General features: G+C 64.4%; 17 protein-coding genes, 1 pseudogene and 1 riboswitch. Of the genes and pseudogenes, 7 read left to right on the forward strand and 11 right to left on the reverse strand.

From position 1 onward, the window contains the following. Positions 1-3: 3 nt before the first annotated feature. The 7 genes from IG169_RS01720 to ccmA all read right to left on the reverse strand — a co-directional run bounded on the left by IG169_RS01720 (position 4) and on the right by ccmA (position 5004). Positions 4-1272, reverse strand: coding sequence for an Hsp70 family protein (locus tag IG169_RS01720; protein WP_193174410.1), 1269 nt, complete (start codon positions 1270-1272; stop codon positions 4-6). A gap of 153 nt (positions 1273-1425) precedes the next feature. After that, entirely contained in the window at positions 1426-1932 is a 507-nt protein-coding gene (locus IG169_RS01725) for a GNAT family N-acetyltransferase (protein WP_193174411.1), read from the reverse strand. A 156-nt stretch (positions 1933-2088) separates the two neighbouring features. Continuing rightward, positions 2089-2688: a DsbE family thiol:disulfide interchange protein gene (locus IG169_RS01730; RefSeq protein WP_193174412.1), complete on the reverse strand. Its 600-nt coding sequence runs from the start codon at positions 2686-2688 to the stop codon at positions 2089-2091. Continuing rightward, complete coding sequence (gene ccmD / locus IG169_RS01735; protein WP_193174413.1) at positions 2685-2855, reverse strand: heme exporter protein CcmD; 171 nt, start codon at positions 2853-2855, stop codon at positions 2685-2687. Before ccmD ends, IG169_RS01730 begins: the two co-directional genes overlap by 4 nt. Positions 2856-2859: 4 nt before the next feature. Next, entirely contained in the window at positions 2860-3645 is a 786-nt protein-coding gene (locus IG169_RS01740; protein WP_193174414.1) for a heme ABC transporter permease, read from the reverse strand. 82 nt (positions 3646-3727) lie between these two features. Next, positions 3728-4393: a heme exporter protein CcmB gene (gene ccmB, locus IG169_RS01745; protein WP_193174415.1), complete on the reverse strand. Its 666-nt coding sequence runs from the start codon at positions 4391-4393 to the stop codon at positions 3728-3730. Next, positions 4390-5004, reverse strand: coding sequence for a heme ABC exporter ATP-binding protein CcmA (gene ccmA / locus IG169_RS01750; RefSeq protein WP_193174416.1), 615 nt, complete (start codon positions 5002-5004; stop codon positions 4390-4392). The genes ccmB and ccmA overlap by 4 nt, the downstream gene beginning before the upstream one ends. 298 nt (positions 5005-5302) lie before the next feature. Between ccmA and acnA the strand changes: the two genes are divergently transcribed. After that, positions 5303-7993, forward strand: coding sequence for an aconitate hydratase AcnA (gene acnA / locus IG169_RS01755; protein WP_193174417.1), 2691 nt, complete (start codon positions 5303-5305; stop codon positions 7991-7993). Positions 7994-8323: 330 nt separating this feature from the next. On the opposite strand, the pseudogene IG169_RS01760 reads toward acnA, so the two are convergent. Further along, positions 8324-8605: pseudogene (locus IG169_RS01760) on the reverse strand (GIY-YIG nuclease family protein); the annotation flags it as partial. A 228-nt stretch (positions 8606-8833) separates the two neighbouring features. Here IG169_RS01760 and IG169_RS01765 point away from each other — a divergent pair. The 4 genes from IG169_RS01765 to IG169_RS01780 all read left to right on the forward strand — a co-directional run bounded on the left by IG169_RS01765 (position 8834) and on the right by IG169_RS01780 (position 11672). After that, positions 8834-9487 carry a hypothetical protein gene (locus IG169_RS01765; protein ID WP_193174419.1) on the forward strand — a complete coding sequence of 218 codons (654 nt, stop codon included), beginning with the start codon at positions 8834-8836 and terminating at the stop codon, positions 9485-9487. A gap of 101 nt (positions 9488-9588) precedes the next feature. Next, the gene (locus IG169_RS01770) at positions 9589-10176 is read left to right on the forward strand and encodes a TetR/AcrR family transcriptional regulator (protein ID WP_193174420.1); all 588 of its coding nucleotides are present in this window, start codon (positions 9589-9591) and stop codon (positions 10174-10176) included. A gap of 35 nt (positions 10177-10211) precedes the next feature. After that, positions 10212-11189, forward strand: a complete 978-nt coding sequence (locus tag IG169_RS01775; protein WP_193174421.1) for a zinc-binding dehydrogenase — start codon at positions 10212-10214, stop codon at positions 11187-11189. 99 nt (positions 11190-11288) lie between these two features. Beyond that, positions 11289-11672 (forward strand): VOC family protein, encoded by a 384-nt coding sequence (locus tag IG169_RS01780; protein ID WP_193174422.1) that lies wholly within the window; start codon positions 11289-11291, stop codon positions 11670-11672. Here IG169_RS01780 and IG169_RS01785 read toward each other — a convergent pair. Continuing rightward, entirely contained in the window at positions 11669-12547 is an 879-nt protein-coding gene (locus IG169_RS01785) for an NAD-dependent epimerase/dehydratase family protein (RefSeq protein ID WP_193174423.1), read from the reverse strand. The genes IG169_RS01780 and IG169_RS01785 overlap by 4 nt on opposite strands. Then, positions 12544-13359, reverse strand: a complete 816-nt coding sequence (locus IG169_RS01790) for a glycosyltransferase (protein ID WP_193174424.1) — start codon at positions 13357-13359, stop codon at positions 12544-12546. The genes IG169_RS01785 and IG169_RS01790 overlap by 4 nt, the downstream gene beginning before the upstream one ends. 72 nt (positions 13360-13431) lie before the next feature. On the opposite strand from IG169_RS01790, the gene IG169_RS01795 reads away from it, so the two are divergent. Further along, a complete protein-coding gene (locus tag IG169_RS01795) occupies positions 13432-13992 on the forward strand; it encodes an NUDIX domain-containing protein (RefSeq protein ID WP_343225524.1) in 561 nt (186 codons plus the stop codon). A gap of 19 nt (positions 13993-14011) precedes the next feature. Here IG169_RS01795 and IG169_RS01800 read toward each other — a convergent pair whose 3' ends face one another. Then, positions 14012-15232 (reverse strand): NAD-dependent epimerase/dehydratase family protein, encoded by a 1221-nt coding sequence (locus IG169_RS01800; RefSeq protein WP_193174425.1) that lies wholly within the window; start codon positions 15230-15232, stop codon positions 14012-14014. A gap of 136 nt (positions 15233-15368) precedes the next feature. Next, a riboswitch (glycine riboswitch) is annotated at positions 15369-15463 on the forward strand. Positions 15464-15650: 187 nt separating this feature from the next. Here IG169_RS01800 and IG169_RS01805 point away from each other — a divergent pair. Next, complete coding sequence (locus tag IG169_RS01805; RefSeq protein WP_193174426.1) at positions 15651-16916, forward strand: D-amino acid dehydrogenase; 1266 nt, start codon at positions 15651-15653, stop codon at positions 16914-16916. Positions 16917-16956: the final 40 nt, after the last annotated feature.

Here is a 16956-nt window from a genome sequence, read left to right on the forward strand (position 1 = left end):
CGCCTAGCCGAACCGGCGCCCGGCCTCCAGGGCCAGGCCGATACCGACGCTGCCGAACCGGTCGCCGTCGACGACTGTCGCATCGGGAACGATGTCGAGCAGGGCCTGCCTCACCGCCGGTATCGCCGTGGTGCCGCCTGTCAGGAAGATCGTCGAGATCCTGGCCGGGTCGAGCCCCGCGTCCCCTATGGCGGTTCGCATCGCTTGCTGTATCGCGCGCGTTTCCCGGCCGATGATGTCGTCGAACCCGGCGCGGTCGATGCCCACGCGCAGCCCGCGTTCGACGGCCTCGAGATCGATTTCGGTCGCCGGCGCGTCGGTCAGGTCGATCTTTGCCGCCTCGACCGCCAGCGCCAGCCTGTGGCCCAGCCGCTCGTGTAGCACATGCGACAGCCGCTCGATGAGATGCGGGCTTTCGGACAGTCTCAGATAGTCCTTGACCTCGCGCATCACCGCCTTGTCGTAGAGCAGGTGAATCTTCTGCCAGGTCGAGAGCGAGACGAAGACGTGCCGGGGGATCGTTATCAGGCCGTCGCCGAAGTCCCTGTTGAGGCGGCTGTTCAGGCCGAGTTCCGGCATTACCTTGTCGAGGCTGGTCAGCCGATCCAGGTCGGTGCCGCCGACACGCACGCCGCCGGTCGACAGGATGTCGTTGCCCCTGTCGGCCCTGTTCCGGCCGGCGGGCGAAATCCGGACCACCGAAAAATCCGAGGTACCGCCGCCGAGGTCGGCGATGAGAGCGATTTCCTCGGTCCGGACAGCCCTCTCATAGTCCAGCGCGGCGGCGATCGGCTCGTACTGGAACGCCACATTCCGGAAGCCGGCGGCCCGGAATATCCGCTCGAGGGTCTGTTCCGCTTTCCTGTCGGCGCCGCCGTCGTCATCGATGAAATGGACGGGCCTGCCGGCAACGACCGTATCGATTTCCGACCCGCAGAATTCCTCCGCCTTCAGCCTGATTGACCGGATAAAGCCGGCGATGATGTCGACGAATGCCACCTTCGTTCCGTTGATATAGGTGTTTTCGTCCTCGAGGCTGGTTCCCAGGATGCTTTTCAGCGCCCGCATGAACCGCCCCTCGGTATCGCCGACATAGGCCTCGATCGCGCCGCGCCCGTATTTTCGCTGCCCGTCCTCGAAATCGAAGAACACCGTGCTCGGCATGTCGAACTTGCCGTCCTCGAGCGGCACCAGCACCGGTGTGGTGCCGTCGATGAATGCGGCCGTGCTGTTGGACGTGCCGAAATCCACGCCGATTGCGGTCTTGTTCATGTTGGAATTTCTTTTGCTTGAATTCGCGGGCGCCAAGGATCCTGGCGTCGAGGGTCAGATGGATATGACCGGTTTCATGACAGGGTCATGACACGGTGTCCGATGCGATGGCAATCGCGGGCGGGCGGGCGGACAGGGAGCGGCTTGAACCGGTTACTGCCAGACGAAGGCGACCTTGCGCAGCGGCTTGCTTTCGAAGGTCTCGAAACCCTGCGCGATGTCGCGGCCGCCATGTCCCTCGTAGAAGCGGATGGCCGTGGCGTTGTCTTCCAGCGCCCAGACGACGAGGCCGTCGCAGCCGTGGTTTTTCAGGCTCGCCTGCGCCGCGTCGAAAAGCATCGTCCCGAGTCCGATGCCCTGATATTCCGGCCGGATATAGAGCTCGTAGATCTCGCCTTCCTGCGGCAGGGCGCGGGCGCGATTGAGCCCGAAGGTGCAATAGCCGGCGATCAGGCCGCCCATGTCGATGACCATGACGGAGGTGCCGCGCGCGATGGCGCGTTGCCACCAGCCGGCGTGGCGGCGGCCGATCATCGATCGCAGCGACTTGTGCGGGATCAGGCCTTCATAGGCGTTGCGCCATGCCGCCGCGTGCACGTCCGCTATTTGATCGGCATCTCTGCTGGAAGCGGGCCGGATATCGACTGTGAGCGACGTCATGATCGAGCAAACATGCTTTACTGGAGGGGTGTGGGCAAGCATCAAAACCGTTTTGTGAACGTCTATTCACACCCTGGTGTTGATTACCTGTCGAAACGGCCCCGGCGATGGTCAGATTTCATTATTCGGATTGACAATGGATGGCGGTTTTTCTGTTCAGCTGCCGGTTTTTTCGCCCCGCAGCCGCGGCAGGATTTCGGTAGAGATCACTTCGGGTGTTAGCGGGCCGACATGTTTGTAGAGGATGGTGCCGTCGCCGGACACGATGTAGGATTCCGGCACCCCGTAGACCCCCCATTCGATCGCCGCGCGGCCTGACCTGTCGGCGCCGGCGATGGCGTAGGGATTGCCGAGGCCTTCGAGGAAGCCGATGGCGTTCTTCGGCTTGTCCTTGTAGTTCAGCCCGGCGATGATGACGCCCTCCTGCTTCGAGAGCGCCAGCAGCAGCGGATGCTCCTCGCGGCAGGGCGCGCACCAGGATGCCCAGACATTGACCAGGATCGGATGGTCGGGAAATTTCGCGGGATCGAAGCCGGCCACGGGCGACCCGTCGGGCGCGGTCAGGCCGGCGATGGCGGGAAGGGCCGTCTCCGGCGCGGGTTTGCCGATCAGCACCGAGGGGACGACCGAGGTGTCGCGGTGCGGCTTCATGAGCATGATCGCGAACAGGCCGGCCAGCGCGACGAAGGCCGCGACCGGAATGAACACGGCCCAGTTGATCTTCCTGCCGGACGGCTTTTGCGCGGTGTCGCTCATGCTCGGTGCCCGGCTCGGTCCTGCGAACGTCGGCGCACGCCGCTTTCCTCGAGCCGCTTCAGTTCGGCGAGGCGGGCGCGGCGGTCGAGCCAGAGCCACAGGCCGATGCCGCCGAGAACGATCGCGGTGAGCGTGTAGGAAACGAAAACATATTGCGCGTGGGTCATCGGTCTACTCGGCCAGAACCGGCTTGGCGGCCCCGCGCTGCTCGCGCGCGCTTGCGCGGCGCATGGAGGCGATGCGGCGGCGCCAGATCTCGGTGCGCATGGCGACCATGTGCATGAAGAAGAACAGGAGCGTGAAGCCGACCGCCATGACGAGGAGCGGCCACAGCATGCTCGGATCGATGGTCGGGCCGTCCATGCGGATGACGGCGGCGGGCTGGTGCAGCGTGTTCCACCAGTTGACCGAGAACTTGATGATCGGAATGTTGACCGTGCCGACCAGCACCAGGATCGCGACGGGACGGGCGGCCTTGACGGGATCGTCCATGGCGCGCTGCAGCGCGATGATACCGAGATACATCAGGAACAGGACGAAGACCGAGGTCAGGCGCGCGTCCCAGACCCACCAGGTGCCCCACATCGGCTTGCCCCAGAGCGAACCGGTGGCCAGCGCCAGAAAGGTGAAGGCGGCGCCGATCGGGGCGGCGGCCTTGATCGAGACATCGGCGAGCGGGTGGCGCCAGATCAGCGTGCCGAGCGCGGAGACCGCCATCACCATGTAGCCCATCATCGACAGCCAGGCGGCCGGCACATGCACATACATGATGCGCACCGTGATGCCCTGCTGGTAATCCGCCGGCGCGGTGAACGACATGTAGAGGCCGACAATCAGGATGATCGCGCTCAGCCCGCCGAGCCACGGCAGGATCTTCCCCGAATAGGAGAGGAAGCGGGTCGGGTTGGCCAGCGCCGTCAGGCTGAAACGTCGGGCCGGGGCGATCGTGTCACTCATGGGAGTTTACTCATGGGCGTTTCTTAATGGGTTCCGCGAAACGGCGCAATTCTTGGCTGCTGCGCAATTTGGCCGCGCCGGGTCAGTCGGATGATCCTTTCAGCGCCGCTCCGGCCGCCAGCGGCCCGAGCGCGGCAAAAAACAGGGTCAGCGCGCACATCAGCAGAAAGGGCTGCAGGAACGGCGCCGGGTCCTCGACAGCGCCATAGGCCGCCATCACGCCGAAAATAAGGACGGGAATGACGAAAGGCAGCACCATCACCGAGACCAGCAATCCGCCGCGCGGCAGGGCGACGGCGATGGCCGCTCCGGTCGCGCCGATGAAGGTGATGGCGGGCGTGCCGGCGAGCAGCGTCGCGGTGGTGGCGGCGATGGCCGCCGGCTCCATGTTCATCAGCAGGCCGAGCGCCGGCGACACGATGACGAGCGGCAGGCCGGTCGTCAGCCAGTGGGCGACGCATTTGGCGAAGACGGTCAAGGCCAGCGGGTGCTCGTGGCCGGCCATGATCAGGAGATCGAGCGAGCCGTCCTCGCGGTCGGCCTGAAACAGACGGTCGAGGCCGAGCAGCGAGGCGAGCAACGCGCCGATCCACAATATCGCCGGGCCGATGCGGGCGAGAAGCTTGAGATCCGGGCCGACGCCGAAGGGGACGACGGTAATCACGGCGAGAAAGAAAAGGATGCCGATCAGCATCCCGCCGCCCGCCCGCACGCCGATGCGGATATCGCGCAGGATCAGCGCCATCATGCGGGAAGCGCCTCGCCGAATGTGAGCCGTTTCATGCCGTCGACGGCGATCGGCAGATGCGTCGCGGCGACGACGATGCCGCCGGCCTTCATGTGATCGCGCACGAGGCCGGCGAAGTGGCGCTCGGAGGCCGCGTCGAGGCCGGAGGTCGGTTCGTCGAGCAGCCAGACCGGGCGCCAGTTGAGCAAGAGCTTGGCGATCGCGATGCGGCGGCGCTGACCGGTCGACAGATAGGAAAACGGCAGGTCGGCGGTGTGTTCCAGCCCGACGGTTTGCTGCACCTCGTCGATGGCCATCGCCGGCTTGCCCGCGAAGGCCTGCCAGAAGGCGAGGTTTTCGCGCACGGTCAGCGCCGGCTTCATCGCGTTGATCGGGCCGAGATAGTGGGACGCGGCGGCGAGGTCGGTCCATTCGCCGGTCTCGTCCTCGATGCGCGCCGTGCCGTGAGCGGGCCGGAGCAGCCCCGCCATGGCGCGGATGAGCGTCGATTTTCCGGCGCCGTTCGGCCCGGTCACGACGAGGCCCTCGCCGTCGCCGAGCGAAAAGCCAATGTTCTCGAATATCAAACCGGAGCCGCGGTCGGCGGCCAGATCGTCGACGACAAGTTTCATCGCTCGGCTACTCCCCGCCGGGCATGTGGCATGGAATGCACGAAATAGGCAACAACCCGTGCTTTTTTGACTTTCGACGGTCTGGAAAGGGCCTAAAAACTGATCTATACGGAGCGCGACGCACCAGCGGCCGGTGCGCAAACATATTGAGCCGACCTAATTGTCGGGCCTCTTCGCGTGGCCTGGCAGGGACGGACAGCGGAAATGGTCGCACCCGCATCTTCACGGTCGCACGTTCGATGTGCATGCGGAAGAGTTCGTCCCTCGCAAGGCCAACCGAACTCGAAAGGTTAAGACCGTGTCAAAGATCGACAGCTTCAAATGCCGCAAGACGCTCAATGTCGGCGGCAGGGACTACGTCTATTACAGCCTCGCCGAAGCCGAAAAGAACGGCCTCGAAGGCATTTCCAAACTGCCCTACACGATGAAGGTTCTGCTCGAGAACCTGCTGCGCAACGAGGACGGCAATTCGGTCAGGAAGGCCGACATCCAGGCCGTCGCCAACTGGCTGAACGACAAGGGCGCCGCCGGCTACGAGATCGCCTATCGCCCGGCGCGCGTGCTGATGCAGGACTTTACCGGCGTTCCGGCGGTTGTCGATCTCGCCGCGATGCGCGACGCGATGGTGTCGCTCGGCGGCGATCCGGAGAAGATCAATCCGCTGGTGCCGGTCGATCTCGTCATCGACCACTCGGTGATCGTCGACGAATTCGGCACGCCGATGGCCTTCGCCCACAATGTGGAGAAGGAATACGAGCGCAACGGCGAGCGCTACCGCTTCCTGAAATGGGGCCAGCAGGCGTTCAAGAACTTCCGCGTCGTGCCGCCCGGCACCGGCATCTGCCACCAGGTCAACCTCGAATATCTCGGCCAGACCGTCTGGACGAAGGACGAGGGCGGCGAGACGATCGCCTATCCCGACACCTGCGTCGGCACCGACAGCCACACAACCATGATCAACGGCCTCGGCGTTCTCGGCTGGGGCGTCGGCGGCATCGAGGCCGAGGCGGCGATGCTCGGCCAGCCGATCTCCATGCTGCTGCCGGAAGTCATCGGCTTCAAGCTGACCGGCAAGATGAAGGAGGGCGTCACCGCCACCGACCTGGTGCTGACCGTCGTGCAGATGCTGCGCCAGAAGGGCGTGGTCGGCAAGTTCGTCGAGTTCTACGGCGACGGCCTCGATCACCTGACGCTGGCCGACGCGGCGACCATCGGCAATATGGGTCCGGAATATGGCGCGACCTGCGGCTTCTTCCCGATCGACTCGGAAACCCTGAACTACCTCAACATGACCGGCCGCGACGAGGACCGCATCGCGCTGGTCGAGGCCTATGCCAAGGAACAGGGCATGTTCCGCGACACCGGCTCGGCGCATCCGGTGTTCACCGACACGCTGGAACTCGATCTCGGCGACGTCGTGCCGTCGATGGCCGGCCCGAAGCGTCCGGAAGGCCGCCAGGCGCTGGAAACCGTGGGCGAGAAGTTCTGCGAATCCTTCGAAAAGGAATACAAGAAGAACCCGGCCGAACTCGACAAGCGCTATGCCGTCGAGGGCGAGGATTACGATCTCGGCCATGGCGACGTCGCCATCGCCGCGATCACGTCCTGCACCAACACCTCCAACCCGTCCGTGCTGATCGGCGCCGGACTGCTGGCGCGCAACGCCAACAGGCTCGGCCTGAAGCAGAAGCCCTGGGTGAAGACGTCGCTGGCGCCCGGCTCGCAGGTCGTCGCCGAATATCTCGAAAATTCCGGCCTGCAGAAGGAGCTCGATTCGATCGGCTTCAACCTCGTCGGCTTCGGCTGCACGACCTGCATCGGCAATTCCGGTCCGCTCAACGGCCCGATCTCCAAGACGATCAACGACAAGGGCCTGATCGCCGCCGGCGTATTGTCTGGCAACCGCAATTTCGAGGGCCGCATCTCGCCGGACGTGCAGGCGAACTATCTCGCCTCGCCGCCGCTGGTCGTCGCCTACGCGCTGGCCGGCACGGTCAATATCGACCTGACGAAGGAGCCGATCGGCGAGGACAAGGACGGCAACGACGTCTTCCTGAAGGACATCTGGCCGACCAACAAGGAGATCCAGGAGTTCATCCTGAAATACGTCACCCGCGCGATCTTCGAGAAGAAATATGCCGACGTGTTCAAGGGCGACGAGAACTGGCAGGCGGTCAAGGTGCCGGCCGGCCAGACCTATGCCTGGGAAGACGCCTCGACCTATGTGCAGAACCCGCCCTATTTCGTCGGCATGGGCAAGTCGGCCGGCGAGATCGGCGACATCAAGGACGCCCGCATTCTCGGCCTGTTCGGCGACAAGATCACCACCGACCACATTTCGCCGGCCGGTTCGATCAAGGCGCAGTCGCCGGCCGGTTCCTACCTGATGGATCACGGCGTCGGCGTCGCCGATTTCAACCAGTACGGCACGCGGCGCGGCAATCACGAGGTGATGATGCGCGGCACCTTCGCCAATATCCGCATCCGCAACCACATGCTGGGCGAAAACGGGCGCGAGGGCGGCTACACGATCCATTACCCCTCCAAGGAGGAGATGCCGATCTACGACGCCGCGATGAAATACAAGGAAGAGGGCCGTCCGCTGGTCATCTTCGCCGGCGGCGAATACGGCAACGGCTCGTCGCGCGACTGGGCGGCCAAGGGCACCAACCTGCTCGGCGTCAAGGCGGTGATCGCACAGTCCTTCGAGCGCATCCACCGCTCCAACCTGGTCGGCATGGGCATCGTGCCCTTCGTTCTCGAAGAGGGAACGACGTGGCAGTCGCTCGGCCTCAAGGGCGACGAGACGGTGACCATCGAGGGCCTCAACGACGTCAAGCCGCGCCAGAAAGTGATCGCCAAGGTCACCTATGCCGACGGCGTCACCAGGGACGTGCCGCTGATCTGCCGCATCGATACCGCCGACGAGCTCGGCTACGTCCACAATGGCGGCATCCTGCAGACGGTGCTGAGGGATCTCGCGGCGTAAGCCGTAGCGGCATTGCTGAAATGACGAACCCGCCGGGCTGGAAAGCGCGGCGGGTTTTTGTTTGGCGGCGAAGGGTCATTTTGTGACCGTGTCGCGCAAGCAACTCGCCATGGCGGCGAGAAGGCGGTGAAGGCCGGTTCGCGTGAACGGTCTGCGGCTTTCTCCGCCGATTCTGACGAAGCGACATATCCCGCGCATGGGCGATGATCGTCGCGCAGATGTCGGCGATTAGCCACCAAGCTCACCTCTCCTCCGTCATCCTCGGGCTCGACCCGAGGACCCATTCCGTGAAGTTTCCGTCTGGCAGGGAGACGCAGGACGGTCACCAGCCGAGCCCCGATAGAGTTCTTCCCATTGGGGATTTACAGCTTCGATCAGGTCGATCTTCCATTGCCGCCGCCAGCGCTTGAGTGATTTCTCGCGCTGGATCGCATCGGTGATGTCGTCATGTTCCTCGTACCAGACGAGGCGGACGGCGCCGTATTGCGCGGTGAAGCTCTTCTTCTTGAGCCGCTGCTTGTGGTCGTAAATGCGCTGCGACAGATCAGCGGTGACGCCGATATAGATCGTGCCGCGCTTCTTGCTCGCCAGCATGTAGACATAGCCGCCCATCGTTTCAACTTCACGGAATGGGTCCTCGGGTCAAGCCCGAGGATGACGGAGGGGGGAGAGATCGCCGGTGCCCGATCTCCAGCAGGGGTATGAGAAAACTCGCCCCGAACTTATCCACCATCCTCCCGCAGCATTTATCCTTCCTCCGCACCGCGATTGGCGGCGATGGAGAAAAACATGAACTGGCCCCGGGCAATCGAACGCAACCGCGAGGCGCTTCTGCGCATCGTGGAAGCGCTGTTCGCCATGACCGGTTTATCCACCGACCTTGTCCTCGGGCCTGACCCGAGGATGCCCCGCCATCTCCACAATCACATCCTGCGCATTCTCCGTGCGGCCGAATCCGCCGTCCGCCGCCTGATCGTGATCGCCGCGCGCGATGTTGTTGTTGTGGTGGCGCCCCGCAAACAAGCCGCCACATCATCCACCACCACAACAACCACATCCGCCGCTATCGCCCTGCCCCTGCTCGATCCGCGCAAGCGCTTCGATTTCCGCCCGCGCCGCCGCGCGAAATCCTTCCCGCGCATCTGCGTCATCGGCGTTTCCGAACCGCGCCCGATCCCTGAAATCCGGATCCCCACGCCCGACGACGAGATCGACGCGACCCGCCTTTGCCGCCGGCTCGCGGGGCTCAAACGCGCGCTGGACGATCTCCCCGGGCAGGCCAAGCGCCTCGCCCGCTGGAAAGCCAGGCGCGACCTCGGGTTGAACCGCAGCAAATATGTCTCGCCGATGCGCCCCGGCTGGCCGCCCGGCCGCCGCAAGCGGGCGTTTCACGAAGTCGACGATATCCTCACCGAATGCCACGCGCTGGCGCTGGACCGGGAGAACGCGGCGTGCGCGGCAAGCGGGAGGGCGCATGCGCCACATGCGCCGTAAATGCAGAGCCGGCGGCCCTGCCGCCGCCGTGCCCGCGCGCCGCATGAATTTTTCTTCGCTAGCCACTAGACGACCGGTCTACTACTTCCTATATGCCCGCCATGACCGCAGAGAACAAAACCGGTAACACCCGCCAGCGCATCCTCGATACCGGCCGTGAGCTTGTGCTCAAGGGCGGTTTCGGCGGTGTCGGGCTGAAGCAGCTGCTCGATTGCAGCGGCGTGCCGAAGGGGTCGTTCTATTACTACTTCGCCTCCAAGGAGGCCTTCGGATGCGCGCTGCTGCAGGATTATGTCGACGACTATCTCCGGCGCATGGACGCTCTGGCGCAAGAGCCGGGCAGCGCGGGCGACAAGCTGATGCGCTTCTGGTCCGCATGGCTCGACGGCGACGAGGCCGGCGGCATCGCCGAAAGGTGCCTGGTAGTGAAACTCGGCGCGGAGGTTTCCGACCTGTCGGAGGAGATGCGCCGCATCCTCGACGACGGCGTCGCGCAACTGATCGGCCGGCTGGCGCAATTGCTTCGTGACGGCGCGGCGGACGGTTCGCTCCGGCCGCAGGCGGAGCCCGAGGTCGCGGCCCGCCTTCTCTATGCCCAGTGGCTCGGGGCGGCGATCCTGGCGAGGCTTTCGGCGGACAGGACGCCGCTGACGGATTCGCTTGAGGACATGCGCCGCCTCCTGCCCTGACTTTCAATTTTCATTCGCAATCCAAGGAGATACCCATGCGCACTCTCGTTCACGACCGTTTTGGCGACCCGGCCGAGGTTCTTCACCCGGCGGAAAGCCCCGAACCGGTTCCCGGCAAGGGCGAGGTGTTGATCCGCACCGTGCTGTCGCCGATTCACAATCACGATCTGTGGACCGTGCACGGGAGCTACGGCTACAAGCCCGAGCTTCCGGCCATTGGCGGAACCGAGGCGGTCGGCGTGGTCGAATCCGCCGGCGAGGGCGTCGATGCGGGTCTCGTCGGAAAACGCGTCGCGGTCGCCGGCGTGCACGGCACATGGGCGGAATCCTTTGTCGCGCCTGCCGCCGGGATCGTTCCCCTGCCCGACGCGATCCCGGACGAACTCGGCGCGCAGCTGATCGCCATGCCGTTCAGCGCGATCTCGCTGCTGGAGTTTCTTGCGGTCGAAAAGGGTGACTGGGTCGTCCAGACCGCCGCCAATGGCGCGGTCGGCAAGATTCTCGCGACGCTGGCGCGTGCGCGTGGCATCAATCTGCTCAATCTCGTGCGGCGCGACGAAACCGTCGCCGAACTCGAAGAACTGGGCATGGACAATGTGCTTTCCACCGCCACCGACGGCTGGAAGACGGCGGCGAAGGCGATCCTCGGCGAAGCCGGCGCGCGCGCGGCTGTCGATTCCGTCGGCGGGGAAATCGCGACCGACCTTGCCGATCTTCTCGGCAATGAGGGTCTGCTGGTGACATTCGGCACCGCGACGGGCGCGCCGCTGCAGCTCAATTCCGGCACGCTCATCTTCAAGCATCTCACCGTAAAAGGTTTTTGGGGCGCCAAGGTCAGCAATGAAATGGCGCCGCACGACAAGGCGCGCCTGATCGGCGAGCTGGTCGGGCTCGCCGCGCAGGGCGCGCTGAAGCTGCCGGCCGGCGGAATCTTCAGCTTCGACGATATCGCCGAAGCGGTGAGCGCGGCGCTGACCCCCGGCAGAAAAGGGAAAATCCTCCTGCGGCCGTAAACCGGACCGGCCCGGACGAAAAAGCCGGGAACACCCTTGACCTCAACCTTTGTTGAGGAATTATGGTCCGGCCATTCACGTCAAGGAATGGAGACAAGGATGAGTCAGGGTGTTCTCGAGCACGTCAATTTCACGGTCACCGACCCGGAGAAAACCGCCGAGCGGTTGTGCGACCTGTTCGGCTGGAAAATCCGCTGGAAAGGCGCCGCCAAATATGACGGCTTCACCGTGCATGTCGGCTCGGACGACAGCTACCTGGCGATCTATGCCAAGGGCACGCCTGGCGACCCGGCCGAGGAGACCTATTTCACCCGCGGCGGGCTGAACCATATCGGCGTCGTGGTCGACGATCTCGACGTCGTCGAAGCGCGCGCCAGGGCGATGGGCTACGAACCGCACAGCCACGCCGACTACGAACCCGGACGCCGGTTCTATTTCGACGACGAGGACGGGATCGAGTTCGAGGTGGTGAGCTACGCCTAGAGCAAGCCGCCCAGATCCAGCCGCCCTCTCGGCGTCCAGCCCAGCGCCTTCAGCCGCGCGCAATCCATCGCGTTATACGCCGAGGCGTCGGCGCGCCCGGGCAGCGGCCGGTTGCAGCTGGTCAGGCGGGCATGCTCGGCGAGCAGGTCGTGCCGGTCGAGCAGAATGTCGGAGACGTTGAACAGGGAACCGGCCGCGCGGATCGCTTCCGCGCCGCCTTCCAGCATCAGCCGGACAGCGGCGGCCATGTCGTTGCCATGGACCTCAGTGCCGGCGCGCGGCGCGATTGTTTTGCCGGATTCATAATCCGCGAACAGGTCCGCCCATTTGTGGGTCCGGCCCGGTCCGGCGGGGCCGTAGATGCCGGTGACGCGCAGCGAGACGGGCAGGAAAACATCGTCCGCCATTGCAGCAATGCCGCGCTCGACGTCCAGTTTGACCGCGCCGTAGAGCGTGTCGGGGTGCGGCTCGGTTTCCTCGGTCAGCATCGCGCCGGGCAGCTGTGTGCCATAGACCGCGCGGCTGGAGAGGAACACCGCGCGGGCGACGCCGGCCTGTTTCGCGGCCGCGAACAGCGCCAGCGAGCCGTCGACATTGAGCCGGCGAAAGGTCTCGGGATCGTCGCCCTCGCCGCCGCGGAATTTTCCCGGCACGTGGTGGAAGCCGGCATGGACAAAGCCGTCGACGCTTTCGAACTGGACGGCCGAGATGTTTGCCGGTTCGAGATCGCCGGAAATGAAATCCACCGGGTTTGAAAAGACCTTGTCCTCGGGTTTCGTCCGGCCCATCACGGTGACTGCGTGGCCCGCCGCCAGCAGGGCCTCGACGATGAAGCGTCCGGCATAACCGGTGCCGCCGGTAACGAGAACCTTCATTGCGAAACCGCCGGATTGGCCAGCGTGTCGATGTCGGGGATGTTCTCGCCGCTGCGGTAGGCCTGCCAGAGATCGATCAGCGGCCGCAGTTGCGCGCGCTTCGGGTGGTCTTCCTGCCAGGGTTTTTCATACTGGTAATGGACGACATTGACCGAGTTCCAGTCCCACAGTTCCGGCATGTTGAACCAGACATATTGCAGCATGTTGTCGAAGACCGGCAGACCATGCCACTGCGGGAAGAAATCCTGCAGGAAGGTCTGGTCGGTACGCCGCCAGAAGACGCCTGGCCGGTCGAGCCTTTGCATCATTGCCGCAAAGGTTTTCCTCGACGGCTTGGCGGCGAAGACGCCGGAGTTCAGGCGGTGGAAATCGGCGAGGCTCTCATAGACGTTCGGCGCGGCGGAAAATTCCGGATAATCGAACAGCCGGTCGATATTGCGCATGACGATGGCGTCGGCGTCGATGAAAACGCAGTTTTCGTATTGCTCGAGTTCCCACAGGCGCAGCTTGGCGAAATTGTCGAGCGGGGTGTGGAAGGCCGGCTTGTTGCCCTTGGTGAAGGGCGCGTCGGCATGCAGCTTGTCGCGCTGGTGGCGGGCGTTGAATTCCGGCGAGGTGTCGAGCAGCGCGGCCTCGACGCAGCGCGCGCCGAGCGCCGTCAGAGGTTCCAGCTCCGCCGCCCCGACCGCACCCGTATGCATGACGACGATATCGGCCCCGGTGCCGGTCAGGACGAGCGAGCGCACCAGCGCGATCGCCGCGTCGGCGTAGTCATGATTGGTAACGAGAGTGACATAAGCGTTGGCGGACATGGTATTCCTGTTGGCGGCGGCCGGCGAATATGATGATACGACCAAGGACGCGGCCGCTCGGGAGACGTTTCAGTGCATGTGATCGACAATATCAAGACCATTCATGACGGCTGGGGCCGGTTTCATCTGGTGACGATGGTCAGCCCCGACGGAACCCGGCATCCGCGCCAGGTCGAGGATCACGGCGACGCGGTCTGCGTGCTGCCCTACGATCCGGAGCGCCGCGTGGTTATGCTGGTCCGCCAGCCGCGCGTCGGGCCGCTGTTTGCGGGCAGGGACGCGTTGCTGCTGGAGGCGCCCGCCGGGCTGACCGACGGCGAGGAGCCGGCCGATGCGGGGCGGCGCGAAGTGATGGAAGAGACGGGAATCCGCCTCGGCGAATTGCAGCATGCCGGGTCGCTGTGGTCGATGCCGGGTTGCGCGACGGAGATGATGCATTTCTATCTCGCGGCCTATGTCGAGGCCGACAGGATCGGCGACGGTGGCGGCGTTGATGGCGAGGGCGAGGAAATCGAGGTCGTCGAGATGCCGATCGCCGTGGCGGCCAGACAGGCCGCCAGCGGCGGGATCACGGACATGAAGACAGTCTTCGCCCTGCAGGCGCTGCAGCTTCGCCATCCGGCCCTGTTCTGAGCGCCTGCCGGGAATTGCCTTAGCTGACGCTTTTCAGCCGCTTGCCTTCCGGATCCTTCTCGACGGTCTTGGCGATGTCCTTGGTCCAGGCCGAGACGGCGGGGACGCGGCTGCGGTCGACGCGATAGGCGAATTTCTTCGCCACCTCGACAACCTCGTCGAGCAGACCCTCTTCCAGCGTGATCGGATTGAGGCCGAGTTCGAGGAACTGCTCGTTCTTGACGATCAGGTCGTTCTCGGAGGCTTCCTTGCGCGGATTCGGCAGGTAGGCGACTTCGGCTCCGGTCATTTTCGAGATCATCTCGGCCAGATCGCGCACCCGGTGGGTCTCGGTCATCTGGTTGAAGATCTTCACCTTCTCTCCGGCTTCGGGCGGATTGTTCAGCGCCAGTTCGATGCAGCGCACCGAATCCTGAATGTGGATGAAGGCGCGGGTCTGGCCGCCGGTGCCGTGCACGGTGAGCGGATGGTCGATCGCCGCCTGGATCAGGAAGCGGTTGAGTACCGTGCCGTAATCGCCGTCGTAGTCGAAGCGGTTGATCAGCTGCGGGTGCTTGCGCGTCTGGTCGGTGTGGGTGCCCCAGACGATGCCCTGGTGCAGGTCCGTGATGCGCAGCCCGTCATTCTTGGCGTAGAACTGGAACAGCAGCTGATCGAGACACTTGGTCATGTGGTAGATCGAGCCGGGATTGGCCGGGTAGAGGATCTCCTGGGCGACCGTTTCGCCTTCCAGCGTCTCGATGCCGACCGGCAGATAGCCTTCGGGAATAGCCGCGCCGATGGTCGAGTAGCCGTAGACGCCCATGGTGCCGAGATGGACGAGATGGGCGTTGACGCCCGTTTCGACAATCGCGTTGAGCACATTGTGCGTCGCGTTGACGTTGTTGTTGACCGTGTAGTTCTTGTGCCGGTCGGATTTCATCGAATAGGGCGCTGCGCGCTGCTCGGCGAAATGGATGATGGCGTCCGGCCTGTGCTCGACGAGCCATTGCTTGAAGATCTCGTAATCCCTCGCAAGGTCGATCAGGTGGAACCGGATCTTGCGGCCCGTCTCCTCGTGCCAGATGCGTGTGCGCTCCTGGATCGAGTCCATCGGGGTCAGCGACTGGACGCCGAGTTCGGTGTCGATCCAGCGGCGCGACAGGTTGTCGATGATGTGAACGTCATGGCCCTTGTCGCTCAAATGAAGCGAGGTTGGCCAGCCGACGAAGCCGTCGCCACCGAGAACTGCGATTTTCATGTGCGTCTTCCTGATTCCTGGCGTCGTTGATGCCTGATAAAAGCGTTTTGTGACAGAAATGAAAAGGGACTGTCACATTTCTTCCCCGCCCACAGGATTCGATTGCACGCATTCGCGAAATCGGATATGCGGCGGCCATTGTCGCGCGGGAGAGACCGGGTCCGTACACGACCTGGCGCCGAAGGAGCAACCGCCCCGGAAACTCTCAGGCAGAAGGACCGCGCGAAAAGCAACAATCTGGAGAGTGGCGGTCCGACCGCCCACCGAAGGAGAAAGCCCTGCCGGATGAGCCGACACAGCGGTTTGCGGCCGGAAACGGCTAAGCCCGGGCAAAGCTCTCAGGTCCCTGACAGATGGGGTGCGAACCAAGAAGGCGCGCGTAGCGCCGGTTCGCCATGGTCATCTGAAGGGAACCGACATGACCCGAATTGCAGTCATTGGCGCCGGCATCGCCGGAACGACAACCGCATGGTCGCTCGTCAAGCGCGGCTACGACGTCACGCTTTTCGACCGGCAACGCTATGCGGCGATGGAAACGAGTTTTGCCAATGGCGGCCAGCTCTCGGCATCGAACGCGGAAGTCTGGACGCATTGGTCGACCGTGCTCAAGGGCATCAGGTGGATGCTGAAGAAGGACGCGCCGCTGCTGTTCAGCCCGGCGCCGAGCTGGCACAAATTGTCCTGGATCGCCGAATTCATCGCGGCCATTCCGCATTACGAGAAAAACACGGTCGAAACCGTGCGGCTTGCCATCGCGGCGCGCGATCACATGCAGGCCATGGCCCGCGAGGCGGGCATCGCCTTCGATCACGAGAAGCGCGGCATCCTGCACATCTACCGCAACAAGGCCGGATTCGATCACGCGGTGAAGGTCAGCCGTCTGCTCGCCAAGGGCGGGCTCGAGCGGATCCCGGTTGCACCGCAGGACATGCGCGCGCTCGAACCGGCGCTGACCGGGGATTTCCACGGCGGCTTCTATACCGAAAGCGATACGACCGGCGACATCCACAAATTCACCGCCGGGCTCGCCGATGCCGTCGAGCGCCTTGGCGGTCGGTTCGAGACGGGCGCCACGGTCACGCGGCTTGTCCGCGATGGCGACGGAGTAACGGTCCGGTTCGACAAGGGCGGGGATAGCCACGAGGCCCGTTTCGACGGCATCGTGGTCGCCGCGGGCGTCGCCGGCCGCGGCTTCGCGGCACAGCTTGGCGATCGGGTGAACATCTATCCGGTCAAGGGCTATTCGATCACCGTCAATCTCGACACTGCGGCAAGCCGCAACGCCGCGCCGCGCGTCAGTCTGCTCGACGACGACGCCAAGGTGGTGACCAGCCGTCTCGGCGCCGACCGGTTGCGCATCGCGGGCACGGCGGAATTTGCCGGCGAGAACCGCAACATCCGCGCCAACCGGATCCGTCCGCTTGTCGAATGGTGCGAGGACCTGTTCCCTGACGTGGCGACCGAAAATGTCGTGCCGTGGGCCGGTTTGCGGCCGATGATGCCGACCATGATGCCGCGCTTCGGCCGCGGCCGCCATGCACGCGTCTTCTACAATACCGGTCACGGTCATCTCGGCTGGACGCTTTCCGCCGCGACGTCGGAGGCGGTTGCCGCGGTGATCGCCGGCGATCTGCCGTCCGAGCGCGGCGCGCCGGTCTTGCGGCCGTCCCTGGTCGCGGCCTGACAGGCCGGGCATTCATGATCGCACCCCGCCGGGAAATCCC

It is taken from the genome of Oricola nitratireducens, from assembly GCF_014904745.1.
GTDB lineage: Bacteria > Pseudomonadota > Alphaproteobacteria > Rhizobiales > Rhizobiaceae > Oricola > Oricola nitratireducens.